This is a genomic window from Rhizobium sp. CB3090 (genome assembly GCF_029714285.1).
Classification (GTDB): Bacteria; Pseudomonadota; Alphaproteobacteria; order Rhizobiales; family Rhizobiaceae; genus Rhizobium.
Genome location: NZ_CP121662.1, coordinates 1,996,679 through 2,014,897, shown reverse-complemented (window position 1 = coordinate 2,014,897; position 18,219 = coordinate 1,996,679). Strand labels below are relative to the sequence as shown.

The 18,219-nt window shown below is 58.2% G+C and carries 18 protein-coding genes and 1 riboswitch; of the genes, 9 read left to right on the top strand and 9 right to left on the bottom strand.

All coding sequences use genetic code 11. The annotated features are described in order from the left end of the window. Positions 1 to 24: 24 nt before the first annotated feature. Positions 25 to 789: a GntR family transcriptional regulator gene (locus tag QA646_RS09750; protein ID WP_283055268.1), complete on the bottom strand. Its 765-nt coding sequence runs from the start codon at positions 787 to 789 to the stop codon at positions 25 to 27. Further along, positions 786 to 1,670 carry an N-acetylglucosamine kinase gene (locus QA646_RS09745; RefSeq protein WP_283055267.1) on the bottom strand — a complete coding sequence of 295 codons (885 nt, stop codon included), beginning with the start codon at positions 1,668 to 1,670 and terminating at the stop codon, positions 786 to 788. The genes QA646_RS09750 and QA646_RS09745 overlap by 4 nt, the downstream gene beginning before the upstream one ends. A 549-nt stretch (positions 1,671 to 2,219) precedes the next feature. Here QA646_RS09745 and QA646_RS09740 point away from each other — a divergent pair. The 7 genes from QA646_RS09740 (at position 2,220) to phnF (ending at position 9,247) form a co-directional block, all read left to right on the top strand. Further along, on the top strand, positions 2,220 to 3,479 hold the full coding sequence (locus tag QA646_RS09740) for an ABC transporter substrate-binding protein (protein WP_283055266.1): 1,260 nt from the start codon (positions 2,220 to 2,222) through the stop codon (positions 3,477 to 3,479). Positions 3,480 to 3,787: 308 nt separating this feature from the next. After that, a complete protein-coding gene (locus QA646_RS09735) occupies positions 3,788 to 4,741 on the top strand; it encodes a sugar ABC transporter permease (protein ID WP_283055265.1) in 954 nt (317 codons plus the stop codon). Between the two features lie 12 nt (positions 4,742 to 4,753). Further along, positions 4,754 to 5,593 (top strand): carbohydrate ABC transporter permease, encoded by an 840-nt coding sequence (locus QA646_RS09730; protein WP_283055264.1) that lies wholly within the window; start codon positions 4,754 to 4,756, stop codon positions 5,591 to 5,593. Then, positions 5,590 to 6,654 carry a Gfo/Idh/MocA family oxidoreductase gene (locus QA646_RS09725; protein ID WP_283055263.1) on the top strand — a complete coding sequence of 355 codons (1,065 nt, stop codon included), beginning with the start codon at positions 5,590 to 5,592 and terminating at the stop codon, positions 6,652 to 6,654. The genes QA646_RS09730 and QA646_RS09725 overlap by 4 nt, the downstream gene beginning before the upstream one ends. Positions 6,655 to 6,667: 13 nt before the next feature. Then, entirely contained in the window at positions 6,668 to 7,672 is a 1,005-nt protein-coding gene (locus QA646_RS09720) for an ABC transporter ATP-binding protein (protein ID WP_283055262.1), read from the top strand. Between the two features lie 161 nt (positions 7,673 to 7,833). Further along, complete coding sequence (locus tag QA646_RS09715; RefSeq protein WP_283055261.1) at positions 7,834 to 8,517, top strand: methyltransferase domain-containing protein; 684 nt, start codon at positions 7,834 to 7,836, stop codon at positions 8,515 to 8,517. 1 nt (position 8,518) lies between these two features. Then, positions 8,519 to 9,247, top strand: coding sequence for a phosphonate metabolism transcriptional regulator PhnF (gene phnF, locus QA646_RS09710; RefSeq protein ID WP_283055260.1), 729 nt, complete (start codon positions 8,519 to 8,521; stop codon positions 9,245 to 9,247). 5 nt (positions 9,248 to 9,252) lie between these two features. Here phnF and QA646_RS09705 read toward each other — a convergent pair whose 3' ends face one another. The 7 genes from QA646_RS09705 to QA646_RS09675 form a co-directional block, all read right to left on the bottom strand. After that, a complete protein-coding gene (locus QA646_RS09705; protein ID WP_283055259.1) occupies positions 9,253 to 9,603 on the bottom strand; it encodes a VOC family protein in 351 nt (116 codons plus the stop codon). Between the two features lie 57 nt (positions 9,604 to 9,660). Continuing rightward, positions 9,661 to 10,137 (bottom strand): 6,7-dimethyl-8-ribityllumazine synthase, encoded by a 477-nt coding sequence (locus QA646_RS09700; protein ID WP_107108513.1) that lies wholly within the window; start codon positions 10,135 to 10,137, stop codon positions 9,661 to 9,663. 90 nt (positions 10,138 to 10,227) lie between these two features. Further along, positions 10,228 to 10,376: riboswitch (FMN riboswitch) on the bottom strand. 90 nt (positions 10,377 to 10,466) lie between these two features. Beyond that, positions 10,467 to 11,528, bottom strand: coding sequence for an ABC transporter ATP-binding protein (locus QA646_RS09695; RefSeq protein ID WP_283055258.1), 1,062 nt, complete (start codon positions 11,526 to 11,528; stop codon positions 10,467 to 10,469). Positions 11,529 to 11,539: 11 nt separating this feature from the next. Then, positions 11,540 to 12,328 carry an ABC transporter permease gene (locus tag QA646_RS09690; RefSeq protein ID WP_283055257.1) on the bottom strand — a complete coding sequence of 263 codons (789 nt, stop codon included), beginning with the start codon at positions 12,326 to 12,328 and terminating at the stop codon, positions 11,540 to 11,542. Then, positions 12,325 to 13,215, bottom strand: a complete 891-nt coding sequence (locus QA646_RS09685) for an ABC transporter permease subunit (protein WP_283055256.1) — start codon at positions 13,213 to 13,215, stop codon at positions 12,325 to 12,327. The genes QA646_RS09690 and QA646_RS09685 overlap by 4 nt, the downstream gene beginning before the upstream one ends. 72 nt (positions 13,216 to 13,287) lie before the next feature. After that, a complete protein-coding gene (locus QA646_RS09680) occupies positions 13,288 to 14,391 on the bottom strand; it encodes an ABC transporter substrate-binding protein (protein ID WP_283055255.1) in 1,104 nt (367 codons plus the stop codon). Between the two features lie 185 nt (positions 14,392 to 14,576). Beyond that, complete coding sequence (locus tag QA646_RS09675) at positions 14,577 to 15,449, bottom strand: MurR/RpiR family transcriptional regulator (protein WP_283055254.1); 873 nt, start codon at positions 15,447 to 15,449, stop codon at positions 14,577 to 14,579. A 177-nt stretch (positions 15,450 to 15,626) separates the two neighbouring features. Between QA646_RS09675 and QA646_RS09670 the strand changes: the two genes are divergently transcribed. Continuing rightward, positions 15,627 to 16,397, top strand: coding sequence for an N-formylglutamate amidohydrolase (locus tag QA646_RS09670; RefSeq protein WP_283055253.1), 771 nt, complete (start codon positions 15,627 to 15,629; stop codon positions 16,395 to 16,397). A 126-nt stretch (positions 16,398 to 16,523) separates the two neighbouring features. Next, on the top strand, positions 16,524 to 18,095 hold the full coding sequence (locus QA646_RS09665; RefSeq protein ID WP_283055252.1) for an amino acid permease: 1,572 nt from the start codon (positions 16,524 to 16,526) through the stop codon (positions 18,093 to 18,095). The last annotated feature ends 124 nt before the right edge of the window (positions 18,096 to 18,219 follow it).

Here is an 18,219-nt window from a genome sequence, read left to right as displayed (position 1 = left end):
TGCTCGACTGTGGTGATGTTGGCGCTACGTCGACCCGATCGTCAGCTCCGCAACAAAGTCATAGGCATCCCCTCGATAAAGCGAACGGGTAAATTCCACGGCGCGGCCGGAGCCGAGGTAGGAGATGCGCTCGATCGACAGGCCCGCGGCGCCGACGGGAACCCCCAGCAGGCCGGCGTCGGCCTCTTTCATGTTGGTCGCGGAGATGCGCTGCACGGCGCGGACCGGGCGGACCAGGCGCTTTTCAAGCTCGGCATAAAGCGAGGAGGTCACGGTCGATGGATCGGGCAGGAACTCGCCGGAGACGCTAGCGTGTTCGATGGCGAGCGGCTGGTCATCGGCAATGCGCAGACGGCTGAGGCGGGAGACCTTGGTGCCGGCAGCAAGGCCGAGGATCATCATTTCATCGGGCGAGGGGGTGTGCACGCCCTTGTGCAGCCATTCGGAGCGCGCTGTCATGCCGCGCCGCGCCATGTCCTCGGTGAAGGAGGTTAGTTGCGACAAGCGCTGCTCAACCTTGGAAACCGGTTTGGCGACGAAAGTGCCGGAGCCGTGGCGACGGACGAGGACGCCCTCGGCGACGAGATCGTCAATCGCCTTGCGTACCGTCACGCGGCTGACGGCGGCATATTCTGCGATGTCACGTTCCGGCGGCAGGGCATCGCCATGTTTCAGCGTTCCGGCCTTGACGGCATCTTCCAGTGTGCGGCGCAATTTGACATAGAGCGGGCCAGTGCCGCCGGCGAGCAGGCGTTCTGGCGAGAAGATGCGGCTCAGATCCTCGGTCATGGCGTGCTCCCCATGTCATTTTGCAGGAGCTTGGCTGCCAATTCGACCGCGCCGCTCAACACGTCGCCTTTCGGTTCGGTGAGAAGTGCTTTATGCCGCGCATCGAGCCAGGGTTGATATGCCTTCGCAAGTCCGCCGAGCAGGCAGATCGATGGGCATTCGGGCCAGAGCAGGGCATCCAGACTTTCGGTGATTGCGTTCACCGCTGTCTTGAGGATACCGACGGCGATCACGTCATCTCTTTCGGCATATTCGAATACCGTCGGTGCATAATGCGCGAAATCCTTCGGTCTGGCGGAATGCGCGAATTCGACAACGCGTTCGGGATCGCCGCCAAATTCCGCCATGACCTGTTCGGTGAGTGGTGAGGGCAGGCATACTTTGTCGTGCGCGAGAAGCGATCTTTCCAGCAAATCGCGGCCAAGGCGTGCGCCGCTGGCCTGATCGCCGACGATAAAGCCCCAGCCGCCAATACCCCAGACTTTGCCGTGCCGGCGGGCATTGTAGACGGAACCGGTGCCGAATGCGCCGATGATCCCATCGGCATCGCCGAGTGCGCCCTGAAGCGCGATCATGGCATCGGTGACCACCTGACCGCTCGCAAAGGGCAGGGCTTTTTCGATGCGCTTGCCGTAGTCGCCAACATTGGCGCCGGCCGTGCCGACGACGGCGGGCAGTTCGCTAGCCAGCTCGGGATCGAGCCCGGCATCGCTGAGGGCCTGACGGGCCGATGCGACGATGTTGATCAAAGAGTTTTCGAGATCAGAAAGGATGTTGGCGGCGCCTGCCTTGCCGGTGCCGAGAACATTGCCCATTCTGTCCGTCACAGCAGCGCGGCAGCTTGTTCCGCCGCCGTCGATACCGATCGCAAACTCCGCCATCGCACCCTCCGGATACCACCCGTTCCCCATTTTTTCCTACAATACCAAAAAAATACCATTTACCAATAGGCAAGGCCTCGCTTTTTTCGTTCTTGTATGTTATTGAAAAATATTGATAAAATTTTTTTGTCTGTTTTTCTTGCCTCGAAAAGTTAAATTCGGCTGGACAATTGGTATTTTTTTGGCCTTAATTCTTACCAAGGGAACAGTTCGAACGGACATCGGCAGAACCGGTAGGATAACAATAGCCGGAAGGCCCAGCAGAAGGTGGCTGGCCTTTGCCGTTGTCAGGAGCCGCGTGGATCAAAAGGTCCATTCGACGACGTCGTCATGAATTTCCCGTGTATCGAGTTTCTGGTGTCTCTGTCCGGTCGTCCGGCAGATCACGATTGTTCGGGCCGACCAGGCACAGTGCCCTGCGCGCCCTTGTGCATCTGGGGCCGGCAATGTTGGCGGTCCTTGTGGAGCGTTGGCTGTTTCCTCGGATATGCCAGCGGATTTTCAGATGGAGAACAGTGCCTTATCCAGGCGCTTAAACAGGAGAGGGAAATGAAAAACAATGTTCTGAAAGGCTTACTCCTCGCATCGAGCCTGCTGACTTCAGTCGGCTTCGCGCATGCGGCGGATGTGACGCTGACGGTTGAAAGCTGGCGCAACGATGACCTGCAGATTTGGCAGGAAAAGATCATCCCGGCTTTCGAAGCCAAGAACCCAGGTATCAAGATCGTCTTCTCGCCGACGGCTCCGACCGAGTACAACGCATCGCTGAACGCTAAGCTTGAAGCTGGTTCCGCTGGCGACATCATCACCTGCCGACCGTTTGACGCTTCGCTGGACCTCTTCAACAAGAAGCAGTTGACCGACCTGACAACGCTGCAGGGCATGGACAACTTCTCGGCGGTCGCCAAGGCTGCATGGACCACGGACAACGGCAAGTCGACCTTCTGCGTGCCGATGGCTTCGGTCATCCACGGCTTCATCTACAACAAGGATGCCTTCGACAAGCTCGGCCTCAAGGTTCCGGCGACCCGCGACGAATTCTTCGCTGTGCTGGACAAGCTCAAGGCTGACGGCACCTACATTCCAATGGCAATGGGCACGAAGGATCTCTGGGAAGCCGCAACCATGGGCTACCAGAACATCGGCCCGAACTACTGGAAGGGCGAGGACGGCCGCCTGGCTCTGATCTCCGGCAAGGAAAAGCTGACGGATGCTCCCTGGGTCGATCCTTTCAAGGAATTGGCAAAGTGGAAGCCTTACCTCGGCGACGGCTTTGAAGCCCAGAGCTATTCTGACAGCCAGAACCTCTTCACGCTCGGCAAGGCTGCCATCTATCCGGCTGGTTCGTGGGAAATCGCTCTCTTTAACACCCAGGCTCAGTTCAAGATGGGCGCATTCCCGCCGCCGGTCGCAAAGGCTGGCGACACGGCTTACATTTCCGACCATCCGGATATCGGTGTTGGCCTGAACGCCAAGAGCAAGCATCCGGACGAAGCCAAGAAGTTCCTGAGCTGGGTTGCTTCCGACGAGTTCGCCAACATCTATGCCAATGCGTTGCCGGGCTTCTTCAGCCTGAATTCGCATCCGGTGAAGATGACCGATCCGCTCGCTCAGGAATTCGTTTCCTGGCGCGACAATCATAAGTCGACGGTTCGTTCGACTTACCAGATTCTGTCGCGCGGCACGCCGAACCTCGAAAATGAAACCTGGACGGAATCCGCCAACGTGATCAACGGCACGGATACGCCGGAGGCCGCTGCCAAGAAGCTGCAGGACGGTCTCGACAAGTGGTACAAGCCGGCCAAGTAATCCTGCTGTGACGCAATACGGGTGAGGGGCCTCACGACTCCTCACTTTTGTTCTCTCCATGCTGCAAGCAAATGGAGAGAAGGGCAGACGGCATCGCTTTCCCCTTTCCCGAGTTTCGGGGCGAGAGGGCTGCACCCTACGTTATTTCCTGTACCGACGAGCCGCCGGACCGGCAACGATCGGGACAATACATCGTGCCGCGCCCGATATTGTTTCTCCATGTTTGGCTGGAGAGCCGGAGCAGCGGGCGGATTTGAACATTTGCGCTGCCGCCCCGGCATGCAGCCAATAAAACCAGGCAGAAAGCCATGAGCGAAGCTACAATAGAAACCGCTTTTGACGCGGTTCCGATCAAGCGCCAAAGACGCTGGCACATCTTCGTTTTTCTTCTTCCGGCCTTCATTGTCTATACGGCGGTGATGATCCTGCCTCTGATCGAAACGTTGCGGCTGTCGCTGTATAATGTCGTCGATAACCAGACGACCTTTGTAGGTCTCAACAATTTCAAAGTATTGTTCGGAGATGATCGATGGTCGCATGATTTCTGGAATGCGCTGCGCAACAATTTGATCTTCTTCATCATTCACATGTGCGTGCAGAATCCGATCGGTGTTGCGCTCGCGGCGCTGCTGTCGCTGCCGAAGCTGCGTTTCGTCGCCTTTTATCGCACAGCCATGTTTCTGCCGACGCTACTTTCCTTCGTCATCGTCGGTTTCATCTGGAAGCTTATATTGTCGCCGCTCTGGGGTGTGGCGCCCGATTTGATGGGCCTTGTCGGCCTCAAGTCGTTCTTCGCCCCTTGGCTCGGGAAGCCGGGCACGGCGCTGGTCACGGTCGCGCTAATCTCGGTCTGGCAATATGTTGGCATCCCGATGATGCTGATCTATGCCGCGCTGCTGAACATCCCTGAAGAGGTCATCGAGGCGGCCGAGTGCGATGGCATTACCGGTTGGAGCCAGTTTTGGAAGATCAAGCTGCCGCTGGTGCTGCCAGCGATCGGCATTATCTCGATCCTGACCTTCGTCGGCAATTTCAACGCTTTCGACCTTGTCTATACCGTGCAGGGCGCGCTGGCGGGACCGGATGGCTCCACCGATATTCTTGGCACGCTGCTCTACCGCGTCTTCTTCGGCTTCCAGCTACAGCTCGGCGACCGCTCGATGGGTGCGACGATCGCGACGGTGATGTTCCTTATCATCCTCGCCGGTGTTTCGTTCTATCTTTTCATCATTCAACGGCGCATCCGCCGTTACCAGTTCTGAGGAGAGGAGCCCATGTCCAAGGCACGCACTTCCCTTGTCCGCTCCGGCCTCGTCCATCTGGCGTTGATCGCCTACACGCTGCTTGCCGTTTTCCCGGTCTTCTTGACCATCATCAATTCCTTCAAGGACCGCGCCTCGATCTTCCGTGCGCCCTTGAGTGTGCCTACGCCCTCCAGCTTCAGCCTCATCGGTTATCAGACCGTTCTTAGGCAGGGGGATTTCCTGACCTACTTCGAGAACAGCTTCATCGTGACGATCGTCTCGATCGTATTGACCCTGCTGTTCGGCGCCATGGCTGCCTTCGCGTTGTCGGAATATCGCTTCCGGGGCAATACGATCATGGGGCTTTATCTCGCGATCGGCATCATGATCCCGATCCGCCTCGGTACGGTCGCGATCCTGCAGGGCATGGTCGCTGCCGGCCTGGTCAATACGCTGACTTCGTTGATCCTCGTCTACACCGCGCAAGGCCTGCCGCTTGCCATCTTCATCCTGTCTGAATTCATGCGGACTGTTTCCGATGACCTGAAGAATGCGGGTCGCATTGACGGGCTCAGCGAATATGCGATTTTCTTCCGTCTCGTGGTGCCGCTCATTCGTCCGGCCATGGCGACGGTCGCCGTCTTCACCATGATCCCGATCTGGAACGACCTGTGGTTCCCGCTGATCCTGGCTCCGAGCGAGGCGACCAAGACGGTGACGCTGGGCTCGCAGATATTCATCGGCCAATTCGTTACCAACTGGAACGCAGTCCTGGCGGCGCTGACGCTCGCCATCCTGCCGATCCTCATCCTTTACGTCATCTTCTCCCGCCAACTCATTCGCGGCATTACCTCCGGAGCAGTCAAGTGAGCTCATCTCATAAGCCGATCCGCGTTTTGGTTGCCGGCCTTGGCAATATGGGCCGCAGCCATGCACTTGCCTATCACAACAATCCCGGTTTCGAGATCGTTGGCCTCGTCAATCGCTCGAAGCCGAAGCTGGCCGACGAGCTGCAGAGTTACACGATCCATCCGGATTTCGAGGCGGCGTTGAAGGAGTTGAAGCCCGATCTCTGCTCGATCAACACCTATTCCGACAGCCACGCGGACTATGCCGTCATGGCTTTCGAGGCGGGCTGCGACGTCTTCGTCGAAAAGCCGCTGGCGACGACCGTCGAGGATGCGGAGCGGGTTGTGGCCGCGGCCAAGAAAGCCGGCCGCAAGCTGGTGATCGGCTATATCCTGCGCCACCATCCGTCCTGGATGCGGCTGATTGCCGAAGCGCGCAAGCTCGGCGGTCCTTATGTCTTCCGCATGAACCTGAATCAGCAGTCGAGCGGACCGACCTGGGAAACGCATAAGGCGCTGATGCGCACGACGCCGCCGATCGTCGATTGCGGCGTGCATTATGTCGACGTCATGTGCCAGATCACCGACGCCAAGCCCGTCGAAGTGCGCGGAATGGGCCTACGCCTGTCGAACGAGATCGCGCCGGATATGTACAATTACGGCCATCTTCAGGTGATCTATGAAGACGGTTCCGTTGGCTGGTACGAGGCCGGCTGGGGGCCGATGATTTCCGAAACCGCCTTCTTCGTGAAGGATGTGATGTCACCGAATGGTGCCGTATCGATCATCATGGACCCCAACGCCAAGTCCGACGACATCGATACGCACACCAAGACGGCCGTCATCCGGCTGCATACCGCCGAAACCGGCCCCAACGGCAAGTTCATCCGTCCGGATCAGGATCTGCACATGGATGGCGAGCCGGGTCACCAAGAGCTGTGCGATCGGGAACAGGCCTTCATGCTGAAGGCCATCCATGAGGATATCGACCTCAGCCGCCATATGACCGACGCCGTTCAATCGCTTCGCATCTGCCTTGCCGCAGACGAGAGCGTGCGTACCGGCAAGCCCGTTTATTTGTAAGGGATAAGAGACTGTGGGATCGCTTCAACTGAAATCCATTCGCAAGGCCTATGGTACGCATGATGTGCTGAAGGGCATCGACCTCGAGGTGAAGGAGGGCGAGTTCGTCATTTTCGTCGGCCCTTCCGGCTGCGGCAAGTCGACCCTTCTGCGCAGTATCGCCGGCCTGGAGGATGTGACCTCGGGCGCAGTCCTGATCAACGGCACGGACGTGACGGTGACGCCGCCCGCCAAGCGCGGCATTTCCATGGTGTTCCAGTCCTATGCGCTCTATCCGCATCTGACGGTGAAAGACAATATGGGCCTTGGCCTGAAGCAGGCTGGCACTGCCAAGGATGAGATCGACAAACGTGTGGAGAAGGCGTCAAATATGCTTTCCCTCGCGCCCTATCTCGCCCGCCGCCCGGCGGAGCTGTCCGGCGGCCAGCGTCAGCGCGTCGCCATCGGACGCGCCATCGTGCGAGAACCGGAGCTCTTCCTGTTCGACGAGCCGCTGTCGAACCTTGATGCGGCTTTGCGCGTCCAGACTCGGCTTGAAATCGCCCGACTGCATCGCAGCCTTAAGGCCACGATGATTTATGTCACCCATGATCAGGTCGAGGCCATGACGCTGGCCGACAAGATCGTCGTGATGAATGCCGGTGCGATCGAGCAGATCGGTTCGCCGATGGAGCTTTACAACCGCCCTGCGAATGTCTTCGTCGCCGGCTTCATCGGTTCGCCGCAGATGAATTTCATCCCGGCGGAAAAGCTCGAGCAGAGCGGGGCGAAAACCGTCGGCATTCGGCCCGAGCATATCACCTTGTCGCGCGAGCAGGGCACTTGGGCGGCCAAGGTCATCCATGTCGAACACCTTGGCGCGGACACGATCATCTATCTCGAATCCGATCAAACCGGCCTTCTGACCGTGCGCTTGTTCGGCGAACACCAATATGAGCCGGACGAAACGGTCTATGCCACACCGGATACGGAGCATATGCATCGCTTCGATGAGAATGATCAGGCAATCCGCGCGTAGGCCTTGGCATTCGGCGAATTGAAGAGGGCTCTGCTTCGGCAGGGCTCTCTTTTTATTTGTCCAGCAATTGCTGAAAGTGGTCCAGTCGTCCGGATGAATTCACATGCTTGTCACAGGGCTGCGTTATTGCTCGCTCAGTTCACTCCAACAGCGAGCGCATCATGACAAACGCAGCCACCTACGCAACGTGGCATACCGAACCGAACGGCGACATCGCGGTGGCGGAGTCGCATAGTCCGCTTTGGCGGCATTTCATCGAGACTGTGCCCGAGCGGGATTTTTCGTCGAAGACCGTGCTGGATTTTGGCTGCAATCGCGGCGGCTTCCTGCGGCTGCTTCACGCGATGCGACCGTTCCGCCGCGGCGTCGGCATCGACATCGCCTCGGAATCGGTTGCGGCGGCTGTCGCGGCCAAGGGCAACATGCCGCTGGAATTTCATGTGACTACTGATCTTTCGCCTTTCATCGATAGTTTCGATGTCGCGTTCAGCTATGAGGTCGTCTATCTGCTGCCGGAATTGGAACGGCACGCGGAGCAGATGTTCAAAGTCATGCGCAATGGCAGCATCTACTATGCGGTCACCGGCTGCCACAACGAGATGCCTCTCTGGCCGAAATGGCGCGAGCTGATCGGCGGCAACAGCAATGCGCCGGTACAGGATCGGTCCCCGCAGGACTATATCGACGCCTTCATTGCCGCAGGATTCAATGTCTCCGTCAAGCGCTTCGGCTATGACGGCTTCGTCAGCGGCGCGAAGGATCGCAAATATTATCCGAGCATTCTCGATGCTCTGGCTTATCCCGCCGAATACAAGCTGTTGTTCCGGCTCGAAAAGCGCCTGTGACATGGAGACGATCGATCGCAAGAGCGGCAGCGCTCTCTGGCATCAGATCGGCGAAATCCTGGCGGCTGATATCGCCGCCGGGACCTTTGCTCCCGGCGCCAAATTGCCGACCGAGCCCGAGCTTATGGAACGCTTCGGCGTCAGCCGCTTCACCGTCCGCCAGGCGCTCGGTCATCTGGAGCAGCGGGGCCTCGTGCGTGCCGAGCAAGGGCGGGGAACCTTTGTCCATAAAGGGGCTCTCGACTATACGCTGTCGAAGAAGACGCGGTTCTCCAAGAATTTGATCGAGCAGGGATTCGAGCCGGGCGGTGAATTACTGATCCATGAGATCGTTGCAGCGTCGGAACGGGTCGCGGCGCGGCTGAAGCTAGCGTCCGGCGCGCCGGTCATCCATCGCCGCGGCGTGATGACGGCAGACGGCGTTCCCGTCGAACTCGGCGACAGCTATTATCCGGCCGACCGCTTTCCTGATTTCGATAGAGCGAGGCTGCAATACGAGACTATCAGCGCGGCGCTCGTGAGCTACGGCGTCCACGACTATGTGCGTCTGTCGACGGAGATCGAGGCACGCATGCCGAGTGCCGAGGAGGCGCGGTTGTTGCGGCAGCCAAAATCCGCACCGGTATTGGTGATCCTCAAGGTGGATGTCGATAGCGATGGCGTGCCCATCGCCTATGCCGAGACTCTATGGTCGGCGGAGCGGGTGACCTTCAAGATCGATTTGGGATGAATGGCCTATCGGTGCGACAGAATATTCACGATCTTGCCGAACGGGTCGCGGACATAGAAACGCCGGACGCCCCAGGGTTCATCATTCAGATCGTAGACGATATCGAACTGCATTGATTGGGCGCGCTGATAGACTTGATCGACATCGTCGACCTCGATCGAAAGATCAGGCACGATCGTGCCTGATCCGCCTTCGCTGGCTATGCTGATCTGCGGGACGGTCTGTGCGTTCGAGGCGAAGGTCTTGATCCAGCCGTGGTCCATGACGATATCTAAGCCGAGTAGGTCGCCATAGAAGACTTGAGCGCTGGCGGGATCGGCAGCATGCAGATTGGGCACAATTCTAAGGACGGTCATGCGATGCTCCTTGCCGGAGAAATGGAGGCGGGCCTTTACCGCCTCCGTCATCTTAGCTCAGACAGTCACCGATGGCAGCAGCTTGGCGCGTTCGCTCAATATCTGTCGGCAGGCATTTGCCACTTCCTGACCCTTGATGACGAAATGCTGCTTGAAGAAATGAATATGCGCTTCCGTCTCCTGAAAATGGTGCGGAGTCAGCACGGTCGAAAGAATCGGCACGCCCGTATCCAGTTGCACGCGCATCATCGCGTCGAGAACGGTATCGGCAACGAAGTCGTGGCGGTAGATGCCGCCGTCGACGACGAAAGCGGTCGCGATGATCGCGCTATAGCGGCCGTTGCGCGCGAGCGTCTGGGCATGCAGCGGGATTTCCAAGGCACCCGGTACATCGAAAATGTCGATGGGGGAGGCGCCCTCGGTCTTCTGCCATTCGGCAACGAAGGAATCGACGCACTGATCGACGATGTCGGCATGCCAGCGGGCTCGGATCAACGCTATGCGGCCCGGTTGTGTCGAAATGGAAATGGTCATTAATTTTGCCTTTCAAGGGTTTAACTCAATATCCCTTGGGCGAACACGCAAGGTCGCAGAAGCCCCCTATGCGAAGGAGCCTTCGACCTGGCTTGCTCTCTTCCATCCGGACTATACCGTCGGCTCCGGCCTCTCACCGGATCTGCTGACCCTTCCGGCAGAACCGAAAGGCGCTCGCGGGCTCGGAGACCAGTCTCCATACCGCCGGTGGGGAATTGCACCCCGCCCTGAGAACGGCTGGACTATAGATGCGGTGCAACAGAAATCAAAGAAAAACGCCGGGCGATTTACCCGGCGCTTGCGAAAAATCTGTCCAATTGTTCCGTCGATCAGTCCTGAATGACCAGCAGATCGGAGGAGGCGAAACGCAGCGTGACCCTTTCCCCGACGCTGGGAGGCATCATGCCCGGGCTGTTGAACATGTCGAAGGAGATGGTGTTGCCACCGACATTCATGCGCGTGCGGATGACCGAACCCAGGAAGTGAGCCGAGGAGACTTCGCCGGTCAAGGCAGTGTCGCCCTTGGCCGATTCTGCCAGCGAGCCGGCTTCCGGACGCAGCGCCAGCGATACGGTGTCGCCGGGCTTGTAGGCGGTGACCGATTGCTTCAGGGTTACACCCTGATCGCCAATCATGATGCGGTTGCTGTCCGGGTCGACGACCTTGCCTTCGATGAGGTTCAAGGTGCCGACAAAGGAGGCGACGAAGCGGGTGGCGGGCCTGTTGTAGATTTCGAAGGGCGTGCCGATCTGATCGGCGCGGCCAGCGTTCATGACGACGATGCGGTCGGAGATCGACAAAGCTTCTTCCTGGTCGTGCGTCACGAAAACGGTGGTGATGCCGAGCTGTTGCTGGATGGCGCGGATTTCTTCGCGTAGCGAGACGCGGATCTTGGCATCCAGCGCCGAAAGCGGTTCGTCGAGCAACAGAAGCTGCGGCTTCACAGCGATGGCGCGAGCAAGCGCTACGCGCTGTTGCTGGCCGCCCGACATCTGGAAGGGATAACGGCCGGCGAGATGGTCGAGCTTGATCAGGCCGAGCATTTCCTTGACCCGTTTGTCGATTTCGGGCTTGGCCATACCGGCGACCTTGAGGCCGAAGGCGACATTGTCATGCACGGTCATGTTCGGAAACAGGGCATAGGCCTGGAATACCATGCCGATGTTGCGCTGGTTCGGCTTCAGCGGACGCTGGTCTTTGCCGTTGATCGTCAGCGTGCCAGCGGTCGGCGTTTCGAAGCCGGCGATCATGCGCAGAACGGTCGTCTTGCCGCAACCCGACGGTCCGAGGAAGGAGATGAACTCTCCCTTCTCGATATGCATGGTGAAGTCGTGAACGACCTGCACCTCGCCGAAGGATTTTTTGATGTGTGTGAGTTCGAGAAAAGCCATGGTGTGAAGCCTTACGCCTTAATCGGAGCAGATTTGGAGAAGCGGGAAACGGCCTGGAGCAGGCCCATGCTGAGCCAGGTTACAGCGAGCGCGATGATCGCCAGCGCCGACGGCTCGTAAGCTCGGTTGGCGCCGATGAGCTGCATATAAGGCCCGAAAGCCGGACGGTTGAGCAGCGACGCCATGGTGAATTCACCCATGACGATCGCGAGCGTGATGAAGGCGCCGGAAAGCACGCCGCTCATTACATTCGGGAAGATGCATCTGAACATGATCGTCGTCCACTTTGCACCCAGGCTTTCCGCCGCCTCCGTCAATGTGCCGACATCGATGGTGCGCATAGCCGTATCCACCGAACGGTACATATAAGGCAGCGACAACACAATGTAGGAGCAGACGAGGAGGAGGTTCGTCGTCTGATTGTAGCCCGTCAGCGGCAGGATCGATGACGAGTTATAGAGGCGGAGATAGCCGAAGACGATAACGATGGCCGGGATGACGAGCGGCATCAGCGTGACAAATTCGACGAAGGGTCGGATCTGCGGCAGACGCAGGCGCACCCAATAGGCGGTCGGCACAACGAGCAGCATGCCGAAGATGATGGTCAGTAGCGCCATCAGCATCGAGAAACCGAAGGCGGTCAGGAATCCCAAGTCTGAAAAGACCGACCTGTAGGCGTCGAAGCTATAAACGTCGCGCCGCATGCGCAGCGAAAATTCCAACGTGCCGATGAGCGGCACAAAGAAATAGATGACGCCGATGGCGACAGCGATCCAGGCAAAGAATTTTTGCAGCTTCATTTTTGCCACCGTTCGGCGCGTATGCGCATCATGATGTAGATGACGTTTGAAATACCTGTGATGACGATCATTCCGAGCGCAAGGGCATAGCCGAGATTGGCATTGTGCAGCACGTCGCCGCGGATCTGCGCGTAGAGGACGATCGGAACGATATTCAGCGAGCTGCCGGTGAGCGCGATCGCGGTTGCGATGGCGCCGAAGGAGTTGGCGAACAGCAGCAGCGTCGTGCCAAGCAGGCTCGGCCAGAGGATCGGCAGGGCGACCATCAGCCAATACTGCTTGTTGGTGGCACCGAGAATAGAGGCAGCTTCGCGCCATTCCTTCTTCATGCCGTCCAATGCCGGCGTGATGATCAGCACCATAAGCGGTATCTGGAAATACATGTAGGTGATGGTGAGACCGAAAAAGCTCAGAAGGTTAAAGCCGGCCGCGTAAAGATTCAAACCGAAATGGGCGAGCAATATGGTGACAAGGCCTTGGCGGCCAAGCGTTGCGATAAATGAGAAGGCCAGCGGCACACCCGCAAAATTGGAAGCGACGCCGGAAAAGGTCAGGAAGGCATGTCGGATCCAGGAGGGGAGTCCTCCGAGGACGAGCGCCCAGGCAAGATAGAAACCGATGATCGCGCCGCCGAGCGCCGACGCGACCGAAATTCGGATACTGATCCAATAGGCGCTCAGGATGGTCGGCGTGAACAGATCGCCAAGGTTCTTGAGCGTGAAGCTTCCATCCGGCGTCAGAAACGCACCCATGACGAGATAGAGCGTCGGGATAATCAGGAACAACAGGGTGAAGATCGCGAAGGGGGCAATGCCCAGCCAATCGATGACGGCACGCTTGCTGATCATGGGTGCGGTGCTGATCGTTGATGTTGTGACGGTGCTCATGAGGAACCCAATTTGCGGCGTCGGAAAACGGAAAACCTCCCCGCCGAAGCGGGGAGGCCATGTCAAGTCAGATTACTGAACGTTCGAACCGACGACACTGTCCCACTGCTTGGTGATGACGCCCTTGCCGGCATCCTGCTCTTCGAGCGTCGGGAAGACGGCCTTTTCATAGGCGGCAGCCGGCGGCAGCTTGTCGAGAAGTTCCTGCGGAACCTTCTTGTTCTTCGCCAGGTCGTTGAAGCGGATCGGATGGCAATAACCCTTCAGCCAGCCGATCTGGCCTTCGTCGGAATAAAGGAATTCCATCCAGAGCTTGGCGGCGTTCGGGTGCGGAGCGAAAGCCGAGATCGCCTGAACGTAAACGCCGGCGATAACGCCCGAAGCCGGAACCGTAACGTCAACCGGCGGGTTGCCGTTCAGGCTGTCGCGCCATGCGAGGCCGTTATAGTCCCAGGCGACGACGATTGGGGTAGAGCCCTGAGCGAGCGAAGCGGACTTGCCGATGATCGGAACGAAGTTGCCGGCCTTGTTGAGCTGGGCAAAGTACTTCAGGCCCGCGTCGCCAACCTTGGTTGCATCCTTCTCGCCAGCGGCGAGACCAGCCGCGTAAACGGCCTGAACAGCCTGGTTCGAAGTGCGCGGGTCGCCAGCGAGCGAAACGGTGTTCGCGTATTCCGGCTTCTGCAGATCAGCCCAGTCCTTCGGCGGGTTCTTGACGACGTCCTTGTTCACGACGAAGGAGAGAACGCCGTAATAGTCGCCATACCAGTAGCCGTCAGCATCCTTGGCGCTGTCCGGGATCGAGTCCCAGGTGGAGACCTTGTAAGGCTGCAGCAGGCCGTCCTTCTTGGCGGTCGGCCCGAAGGAGAGACCAACGTCGATTACGTCGGGAGCCTGCGGTCCGGTGTTGCCCTTGTTGGCGCGGATAGCTTCGACTTCATCGCCCGACCCGGCGTCCGGGTTCAGTTCGTTGACATCGATGCCGTATTTCGCCTTGAAAGCAGCGATCAGGTCGCCGTAACCGCACCAGTTATGGGGCAGGGCGATGGTGGTCAGCGTGCCTTCCTTCTTGGCGGCAGCGATGAGGTCTGCGCTCGGTTCAGCAGCAGCAATGGCAGTCGAAGCTACGAGCATTGCAGTGGAGAGCGTCAGAAGACGATGAATTTTCGAGATCACTGGTATTCCTCCTTTTGGGTTTTCAGTGTCTGGCGTTGCTGTTAATGACGTTGCATGAAGGTTGTGTGACGGGTTCCCGCGGGTTGCGTCTCCTGAAAACATCGGAAATTTGCGTTTATTCGCCGATGATGACAGGCTCCATCTTGCCGACTGATCCTCAGGTTGTTTTTTACTCTCCTTCCCTCCTAACCTAGCTTGCGGAACAGCCTTGTTTGTTCGAACAGGCCTTCGAGCGTTTTCAGGCGTTCACTCGTCTCGTCCCAGGTCGAGCTTTGCACGGCTTCGATCAGGGCCTCGATTATGAAGAGGGTAACGACGGAGGAATCCCACGCCGACGGCGCCTCGATTTGCACGCGGAAGGTGTGCTTTGCATATTTAACGGCAGGGGTCGCCCATTGATCAGTGAAGACGATGATTTCGGCCCCGCGGCGGCGAGCGGCGGCGGCGAGGCTGACCATTTCCTGCTCATAGCGTCTGATATCGAAGATCACGAGCAGGTCGCCGGGATTCATGTTCAAAACATATTGCGGCCAGGAACTGGAATTGGAGGACAGCAAGGTCGTGTTCGGGCGGATGACCTGCATGTGAGTGAAGAAATATTCGGCAAGCGCGCCGGTGATGCGTCCACCGACGAAATAAAGCCCGCGCTTGTGCTCCGACAGCAGCGCAGCGACGTTGTCGAAGGTTACCGCATCGATGTCCGCCAGCGTCTGGCGGAGATTGCCCATGATGGCGTCTGCAAAGCGATTGAGAATATGTGTACCGGGAGCATTGGATGCCCAGCGGTCATGCTTCGTAAGCGGATTTGAGATGGTTGCCTCGACCTCCTGATGGAGGCGCGACTGAAAGTCCGGATAGCCCTTGAAACCGAGCTTCTGCACCATGCGCGCCACGGTCGGCGTGGATACTCGCGCATTTTCGGCAACCGTCGTAATGCTGCCCAGCCCCGAAACGGGGTAGTTGTCGAGCAGGCTCTTGGCGAGCTGCTTTTCGGCGCGCGTCAGCGCGTCAAATTGGGCATTGATTACGTCCGAAACTGTTTTCGACGCATTGCTCACTCGATTTTTGCTCCCCGGGCCGGTCTGATGCCAAGCTCCTGAAATGAATATAACTACGCTGTCACATTTCGAGTCAATGTCACAAATGAAGAAATATTTTCAGTTTCCGGTTGACAGTCGCCGAAACCTGAAGAATTCTTTTCTTATAAAGATTTTATTAAGAGGGATGGGGCGCCTTTGATGCTTGCCGGGCAGGGCATTCTGACAAAAGCTGATGGCGATTGCGTCGCGGTCGAACGGCCGGATGGAAAAAGCCCAGTCTTGATCATCTGCGAACATGCTTCGCGCACGTTGCCTGCCTATTTCGGCGATCTAGGCCTTTCGATCGAAGCGCTTTCGAGCCATATCGCCTGGGACCCAGGTGCATTGGCTGTCGCCAGGAAGATGTCTGGCAACCTCGACGCGACGCTGGTTCACCAACGCTTTTCGCGGTTGGTCTACGATTGCAATCGCCCGCCGGAAAGCGCGGGTGCCATGCCGGAAATCAGCGAAATCTATACGATTCCCGGCAACCAGCACCTGCAAGCCGCTGACCGGCAGGCCCGCACCGATGCTCTTTATGTACCGTTCCATGACCGCATTCGGGCTCTTCTGAACGAGCGGGCGGCGAGGGAGCAAGAAACCGTGATCGTCACGGTTCACAGTTTCACGCCTGTGTACAATGGCAAGCAGCGGGCAGTGGAGCTCGGCATTCTGCATGATGAGGACCGCTGGCTGGCTGATCGCATGCTTGATGCGGCGGCCGAGGCGCCGCTCTATCGTACAGAACGCAACCAGCCTTACGGACCAGAAGACGGCGTGACCCATACGCTCAAACTGCATGGGCTCGCCAACGGTTTGCATAACGTTATGATCGAGGTCCGCAATGACCTCATCGCAGATGACGTCGGCCAAAGGGTCGTGGCCGACTATCTGACAGGGCTTATTCAGAGCGGTCTGGAAGCCTAAGCATAAAAAGAAAAGACCCCGGGGAGCAGTTCAACTGCAATCGGGCCGTATGGCAAAAGCCAGCGGCGCAAGTGGCACAATGGTGGCCCGCAATTCCGTGGGCGATCGGGTTTTAGGGGGAATGACATGTCTAATTACACAGAGTTGGACAAGAAGCAGGACGTGCATATTCTGCACTCCATGGGCTATGCTCAGGAGTTGGAACGGCGCATGAGCTCGTTCTCGAATTTTGCCGTATCGTTTTCCATCATTTGTATTCTTTCTGGCGGCATCAATTCGCTCGCTCAGGCAACTTCGGGCGCAGGCGGTGCCGCAATCGGCATCGGCTGGCCGGTCGGATGCTTCATCTCCCTGGTCTTTGCCGTGGCAATGGCGCAGATCAGCTCGGCCTATCCGACCGCGGGCGGGCTCTATCATTGGGGATCGATCCTCGGTAACCGCTTCACGGGTTGGCTGACGGCATGGTTCAACTTGCTCGGCCTTGTTACCGTTCTCGGCGCGATCAATGTCGGTACCTATTATTTCTTCATCGGCGCTTTCGGCGGCTACTTCGGCATGGCCGATACGACATTGATCCGTATCGTTTTCCTTGTGGTCATCACCGGCCTTCAGGCGCTGGTGAACCATATGGGTATCGGGCTGACGGCGAAGCTGACCGACTTCTCGGGTTATCTGATCTTCGCAACCTCGATCGCACTGGCTGTCGTATGCCTGATCGCCGCACCGTCCTATGATTTCGCGCGGCTGTTCACCTTCACGAATTATTCGGGCGTGGCGACGATTGCTGCCGACGGGTCGGCAACCGGTGCGCCGGTCTGGCCGCAGGTTTCCACCTTCTGGGTCTTTGCGCTTGGTCTTCTGCTGCCGATCTACACGATCACAGGTTATGACGCCTCGGCGCATACCTCGGAAGAAACGGTCAAGGCCGCGCACTCCGTTCCGCGCGGTATGGTAGCCTCCGTGCTTTGGTCGGCACTGTTCGGCTATATCATGCTATGTGCGTTCGTTCTGATGCTCCCGAATATGGACGACGCCGCAAAGCAAGGCTGGAACGTGTTCTTCTGGGCGATGGATGCTCAAGTGAACCCCGTCGTCAAAGATATCCTGTATTTCCTGATCTTCATCAGCCAATGGCTGTGCGGCCTTGCAACGGTCACCTCAGTCTCGCGCATGATCTTTGCGTTCTCACGTGACGGCGGTCTGCCGGCATCGAAGGCTCTCTCCAGAGTCAGCCCGAAACACCGCACGCCGGTTTCCGCGATCTGGACCGGTTCGATCCTCTCGGTGCTGTTCGTCTGGGGATCGTCGCTGGTATCGATCGGCGATACACCTGTTTACACCATCGTCGTATCGTGCACCGTCATCTTCCTCTTCTTCTCCTTCGCGATCCCGATCACACTCGGTCTCTTCGCTTGGGGCACGTCGAAGTGGGATAAGATGGGTCCGTGGAACCTCGGCGAGGGTATGTTCAAGCTTTTTGCGGTGCTGAGCATCATCTCGATGATCGTGATTTTCGTTCTCGGTATTCAGCCGCCGAATGATTGGGCAGGCATCATCACCGTCGGCTTCCTTGTTCTGACCGCGATCGTCTGGTTCGGCTTCGAGCAGCGCCGCTTCAAGGGGCCACCGATCGGCGATGCCATCGCTAAGCGCAAGGCCGAAATCGCAGCGGCAGAAGCGGCTGTCGGCGAGAAGTAGGCATCAGCAAATCTCTCCAACCTATGGGGTCGCAGACCTGCGGCCCCTTCACCGGCAACGACAAGGCTGCGAAGCGCGGCTATCCGCCGTGCGGCATTGTTCGTTAGGCCGATGTTTCAATTCT

Excerpts from the sequence above, each read along its gene's own strand:
- QA646_RS09750 (WP_283055268.1), bottom strand. The coding sequence starts at position 789 with ATGACCGAGGATCTGAGCCGCATCTTCTCGCCAGAACGCCTGCTCGCC.
- QA646_RS09745 (WP_283055267.1), bottom strand. The coding sequence starts at position 1,670 with ATGGCGGAGTTTGCGATCGGTATCGACGGCGGCGGAACAAGCTGCCGC.
- QA646_RS09740 (WP_283055266.1), top strand. The coding sequence starts at position 2,220 with ATGAAAAACAATGTTCTGAAAGGCTTACTCCTCGCATCGAGCCTGCTG.
- QA646_RS09735 (WP_283055265.1), top strand. The coding sequence starts at position 3,788 with ATGAGCGAAGCTACAATAGAAACCGCTTTTGACGCGGTTCCGATCAAG.
- QA646_RS09730 (WP_283055264.1), top strand. The coding sequence starts at position 4,754 with ATGTCCAAGGCACGCACTTCCCTTGTCCGCTCCGGCCTCGTCCATCTG.
- QA646_RS09715 (WP_283055261.1), top strand. The coding sequence starts at position 7,834 with ATGACAAACGCAGCCACCTACGCAACGTGGCATACCGAACCGAACGGC.
- phnF (WP_283055260.1), top strand. The coding sequence starts at position 8,519 with ATGGAGACGATCGATCGCAAGAGCGGCAGCGCTCTCTGGCATCAGATC.
- QA646_RS09705 (WP_283055259.1), bottom strand. The coding sequence starts at position 9,603 with ATGACCGTCCTTAGAATTGTGCCCAATCTGCATGCTGCCGATCCCGCC.
- QA646_RS09700 (WP_107108513.1), bottom strand. The coding sequence starts at position 10,137 with ATGACCATTTCCATTTCGACACAACCGGGCCGCATAGCGTTGATCCGA.
- QA646_RS09695 (WP_283055258.1), bottom strand. The coding sequence starts at position 11,528 with ATGGCTTTTCTCGAACTCACACACATCAAAAAATCCTTCGGCGAGGTG.
- QA646_RS09690 (WP_283055257.1), bottom strand. The coding sequence starts at position 12,328 with ATGAAGCTGCAAAAATTCTTTGCCTGGATCGCTGTCGCCATCGGCGTC.
- QA646_RS09685 (WP_283055256.1), bottom strand. The coding sequence starts at position 13,215 with ATGAGCACCGTCACAACATCAACGATCAGCACCGCACCCATGATCAGC.
- QA646_RS09665 (WP_283055252.1), top strand. The coding sequence starts at position 16,524 with ATGTCTAATTACACAGAGTTGGACAAGAAGCAGGACGTGCATATTCTG.